Here is a 4824-nt window from a genome sequence, read left to right as displayed (position 1 = left end):
CGGCCATGCCCATCCGGGGCTGGACCACCAGGGTCCCGGCGGCCCGGGCGCGGGCGACGAAGGCGCCGAAGCCGGGGGCGGCGGGGGCGTCCCCGCGCGGCGCGGTGGCGAGGCCGGTCATCGCAGCACCCCGGAGGCGGAGGCGGTGGGCAGGGATCTGGCGGCGGTGGGCAGCGCACGATCCGCGGGCAGCGCACGGTCGGCGGGCGTGGGCACGGCCCGCGAGGCGGCGGGCAGCGCGCCGACGAAGGAGCGGAAGTCGGCGACCGAGCGCCCCTCCTCGAACACCCCGTCGTACCCGGCCGCGAGCAGCGACCGCTGCCGGTCCGGGTCGCCGGAGCCGGCGATGCCGAGCTTGCCGCCGATCACCGTCGGTGTGGCGGCCAGTTCGGGGCAGGCGCGCAGCGCCGGGATCACCCGCAGGCCGTCGTGGTAGCCGTGCCCGTTGACGCTGCTCAGCACGATCAGGTCGGGCTCGATCCGGCGGCACTCGGAGACCAGCAGCTCGTCCGGCACACAGGCACCCAGGTTGGTGACCCGGTGGCCCAGCTCCTCCAGCAGCAGCTGCAGGAAGACCAGGTTCCAGGTGTGCGAGTCCGAGGCCATGGTCGTCACGACGACGTCCAGACCGGCCGGTTCGGCCTTTCCGCGCTGCGGCTCCAACTGGTTCACGGCGCAAACCCTCTGTAGTCGGTGGGTGGTGGGAGTCCCGGCCCGGCGGCGCCGGCGACCGGCTCGCCCGGCCTGAGCAGAACGCTAGGCAGGATCCGGTGGGCGGACCGGCAGCTCGTCCGGCAAGTGACGGGCAGTATCGGGCAGGACGGGCAGTATCGGGACCCGGCGGCGCCCCGGCGGCTAGCTCGCCGCGGCCAGCACCGGGTACGCCCCGGCGCCGCCGAACAGCCGGCGGCAGAGGTTCAGCACCGTGAACCGGACGCCGTCCCGGGCCGGCACACTGCGGATCAGCCCGCTGGCCAGCAGCTCGTGCACGGCGGCCAGCGACTCCTGCGGCGGCCGTCCGCTCAGCTCGACGGCGTCCTCCCCGGACCAGTCCCCCGGTTCGGCGGCCAGCCGCTCCAGCAGGTCGCGCTGGCCCAGCGTCAGCCGGTCCACCGCCGCGTCCAGCGCCTCGCCCACACCCCCGCGCCCGCCGAAGCCGGCCGGCGGCGGCCCCAGGTGGAACGGCCCGTCCGCCATCCGCGCCACCAGCTGGCGCGGCGAGAGCACTGTCGACCAGCCGGCGGCCAGCTCCAGGGCGCCGGGCAGGCCGTCCAGCTGCCGGCAGAGCGCGGCCACGGCGGGCGCCTCCTCCGGTTCCAGCCGGTACCCGGGGCGCAGCCGGCGCAGGTGCGACAGCAGCAGCCGGACGGCGCCGACCTCGGCCAGCGCGGCCGGGTCGTGGTCGAGCTCGGGACCGGGCGTGGGCAGCGGGGCGAGCGGGACCACCTGCCCGCCGGGCAGCGGCTGCGCGACCCGGGCGGTGATCAGCACGCTGAGGCCGGGGCAGCGCTGGAACAGCTCGTCCAGCAGGGCGGTCTCAACCCCGGAGTCGGCGCCGTCCAGGACCAGCAGGGTGGGGCGGGCGCCGATCGCCCCGACCAGGTCGGCCCGGCGCTCGGGGCCCATCCCGGGCTGGCGGGCCCAGTCGATCCAGCGCACCGACCAGCGGGCGGTCAGGTGCAGCCGGCGGGCCACCTCCAGCACCAGCCGGGTCTTGCCGACCCCGCCGAGGCCGGCCACGGTCATCAGCCGGTCGCCGTGCACGGCGGGGGCCTCGGTGAGCACGTCGATCTCCGGTTCGCGGCCGACGATCGCGCCCCGGGCGACCGGCGGCGCGGTCGGCTCGTCGCGCGGCTCCTCGGCGAGCGCCTGGCGGCGTGCGGCCGCCTCGAACACCGAGCGGCTGCGGCCCTCCAGCCGCAGCGCGTCGGCGAGCAGCCGGACCGTCTCCTGCCGGGGGCGCTGGACCCGTCCGCTCTCCATGTCGCGGATCGCCCGGACGCTCAGTGTCGCGTGGTCGGCGAGGATCTGCTGGGTCAGGCCGATGCGCTCGCGCCGGATCCTGAGCAGCTCGCCGAAGCCCGCCGTCGACTGCAGGGTGTGACCGCCGTCCATGCTCCGTCCGCCTTCCGTGGGTTGGCCAAGTACCGGGGACCAGGGGCCCGCGCCCCCCGTCAGGCGGGCCCGAGGGCGGCGCCGGACGGTGGTGACCGTCGGACCGGCTTTCCCCTGGCGCCGATGGTCCACGGCCCGGCTCTACGGCCGATCAACGGTCGATCACCACAGGTTCACGACACCTCCGCATCGTCCACGAACCCTCCGGACGCCTGAAGGCATGGAACGGGATCGACGACTCTGGGCGGGACCGGCGAGAAAGGGGGGTGCCACGGGACCGGCCCGGGCGTACCGCATCGGGGGACGGTACGCCCGGGCCGGTGGCTCGGAGCGGGGCAGGACGGGAACGGACTGGGCAGGACGGGGCAGGACGGGAACGGGACGGCGTCAGGCGCGCTGGAGCCCCGGGTTGTACGCCTCACTGACGAAGGAGGCGGCGGTGGACACCGTTCCGCCGGGGCGGGTGATGTGCGAGACCACCCGGTAGTCGGCGCGGGCGTGCTCCTCGTCGAGCGTGATCGCGGTGTAGCCGCGCCGCCCGTCGTAGAACTTCAGGTGCGGGTTGGCGGCAGTCAGGGTGGCCCAGTTGGCCGGGTGCTCCGCGCCGTCCCCGTCGCTGGCGATCGAGGTGCCGACGATCTCCACGCCGACGGTCCGCGAGTCCGGGTCGTCGAAGTCGCGCTTGACGTCCATCGCGTAGGCGACGTGCACGTCCCCGGTGAGGACGACGAGGTTCTCGACGCCGATGTCCTCGACGCCGGCCAGCAGCCGTTCGCGCGCGGCCGGGTAACCGTCCCAGGCGTCCATGGACAGCTTGGAGACCTCCGCGGTGGTGTTCTTGCGGCGGGAGAGCACCACCTGCTGCGGCACCACGTTCCACACCGCGCGGGAGCTGCGGAAGCCGTCCAGCAGCCAGCGCTCCTGGGTGGCGCCCATCAGGGTACGGCGCGGGTCCGCCGACTCCGCGGTGGGGAACTGCCAGCCGTCGCCGTTGGCCTGGTCGGAGCGGTACTGGCGGGTGTCGAGGATGTCGAACTGCGCCAGCCGGCCGTAGTGGTGGCGGCGGTACAGCTTGAGTTCGGTGGCGGTCGGCTGCGGCATCCGCAGCGGCATGTTCTCCCAGTACGCGCGGGTGGCGGCGGCGCGGCGGGCGACGAACGCCTCCGGGGACTGGCCCTTCTCGGGAATGCCGGCCGCGTAGTTGTTCTCCACCTCGTGGTCGTCCCAGGTGACGTACCAGGGGAAGGCGGCGTGCGCGGCCTGGAGGTCGGGGTCGGTCTTGTAGAGGGCGTAGCGCAGCCGGTAGTCCGCCAGGGTGGTGGTCTCGTGGGCGAACAGCGACGGCAGGGTGCGGTCGGTGTACTTGCGGTCGCCGCCGACGGCGTCGATCCCGTACTCGTAGATGTAGTCGCCGACGTGGAAGACGGCGTCGAGGTCCTCCTCCGCCAGGTGCTTGTACGCGGTGAAGTAGCCGTCCTCGTACGCCTGGCAGGAGACCAGGCCGAAGCGGACCCGGTCGACGTGGCGGTTTCGGGCCGGGGCGGTGCGGGTCCGGCCGACCGGGCTGGTCCAGGCACCCACCCGGAAGCGGTACCAGTACACCCGGTCGTGGTCGAGGCCGTCGACGTCCACGTGCACCGACCAGTCGAACTCGGCGTGGGCCCTGGCGGTGCCGCGCCGGGCGACCTTGCGGAAGCGCTCGTCCCGGGCGACCTCCCAGTCGACCTTGACCAGTCCGGCCCGCGGCAGGCCGCTGCCGGGCTCCAGCGGGCGGGGGGCGAGGCGGGTCCAGAGCACCACCGCGTCGCCGAGCGCGTCACCGGAGGCGACGCCGAGGGTGAACGGGTTCTCGGTCAGGGTGCGGGGCGCGAGTTCCGTGTCGGCGGCGTGGGCGCTCGGCAGGTCAGTGGTGAACGCGAGCGCGGCGGCCACCGAGGCGACCGTCAGGAAGCGGCGGCGGCCGAGGCCGAGCCGGGCGGCGGCCTCGGTCAACTGCCGGTCGGGCGAGGGCTGCTGGTCTGTGCGGGCCATGGGCTGGACTGCCTTCCGTGCGCGGGGGCCGGCCGGCTGGACACACCGGCTGTGTACGGAGGGAAATTGGAGTGGACCGCGCGGTACGGCGGGCGTCGGAGCATCGGCGGGCCGGTGATCATCGCGTGATCACAGCGGCCGGATCGGACAATCGGGGAGATTCCCCCGTAGTCACGCAGCGGAATTCGCTCCGGATTCGTACCGAGCGGGGCGGTCGGCGCGGACCCGCCCGCCCCACTCGGCCCGCCGGTCCTGCCCGCGCGCAGATGGACGAGCGCCGCCCGTCCCTCCACCGCGCGCGGGGTGCACGCCCGTCGGCGGAGCCTCGCGGCCCCGCACGGACGGCGACCGGCAGGTCCTCGGCCACCGTGACGGTCGACGGCGTTCACGGCGGAGCCCGGAGTGAGATCACCCCGACGGGCCTGCGGGTGGGTGGCGGCAGCCAATCACGACACCGCACCCACCCGCAAACCCGCCGCTCACGGCATCGGACGGAGCGTCATACTCCGAGCCCGGAAGGGTTGTTCACGGCCAGCCGCCCGGTGGGGAGCGACCCGCCGCCCCAGCACCGGAAGGTCGGACGCAGGAGGGGCCGACGGAGGCCCGGCGCCTTCCGGGGCGGACCGTGCGGGAACAACCGATTCGCTTTTCGCCCACCCGGTGCGTAGGGTCGTGTTC

Annotated in this window: 3 protein-coding genes; all 3 read right to left on the bottom strand. The window is 74.8% G+C overall.

Annotation, left to right across the window (positions count from 1 at the left end; all coding sequences use genetic code 11):
- Nucleotides 1-117 precede the first annotated feature (117 nt).
- The gene (locus tag VR45_RS34150) at nucleotides 118-672 is read right to left on the bottom strand and encodes a cobalamin-dependent protein (protein WP_286163583.1); all 555 of its coding nucleotides are present in this window, start codon (nucleotides 670-672) and stop codon (nucleotides 118-120) included.
- A gap of 183 nt (nucleotides 673-855) precedes the next feature.
- Nucleotides 856-2115, bottom strand: a complete 1260-nt coding sequence (locus VR45_RS34145; protein WP_045943791.1) for a helix-turn-helix domain-containing protein — start codon at nucleotides 2113-2115, stop codon at nucleotides 856-858.
- A 387-nt stretch (nucleotides 2116-2502) separates the two neighbouring features.
- The gene (locus VR45_RS34140) at nucleotides 2503-4146 is read right to left on the bottom strand and encodes an alkaline phosphatase D family protein (protein WP_045943790.1); all 1644 of its coding nucleotides are present in this window, start codon (nucleotides 4144-4146) and stop codon (nucleotides 2503-2505) included.
- Between the last annotated feature and the right edge of the window lie 678 nt (nucleotides 4147-4824).

Source organism: Streptomyces sp. NRRL S-495 (genome assembly GCF_000966955.1).
GTDB lineage: Bacteria > Actinomycetota > Actinomycetes > Streptomycetales > Streptomycetaceae > Kitasatospora > Kitasatospora purpeofusca.
The sequence above is the reverse complement of the archived record's forward strand: the minus strand, read 5'-3'. Positions and strand labels throughout refer to the sequence as shown.

Bases quoted from the DNA above. Each gene is read 5' to 3' on its own strand.
- VR45_RS34140 (WP_045943790.1), bottom strand. From the start codon at position 4,146: ATGGCCCGCACAGACCAGCAGCCCTCGCCCGACCGGCAGTTGACCGAG.
- VR45_RS34145 (WP_045943791.1), bottom strand. From the start codon at position 2,115: ATGGACGGCGGTCACACCCTGCAGTCGACGGCGGGCTTCGGCGAGCTG.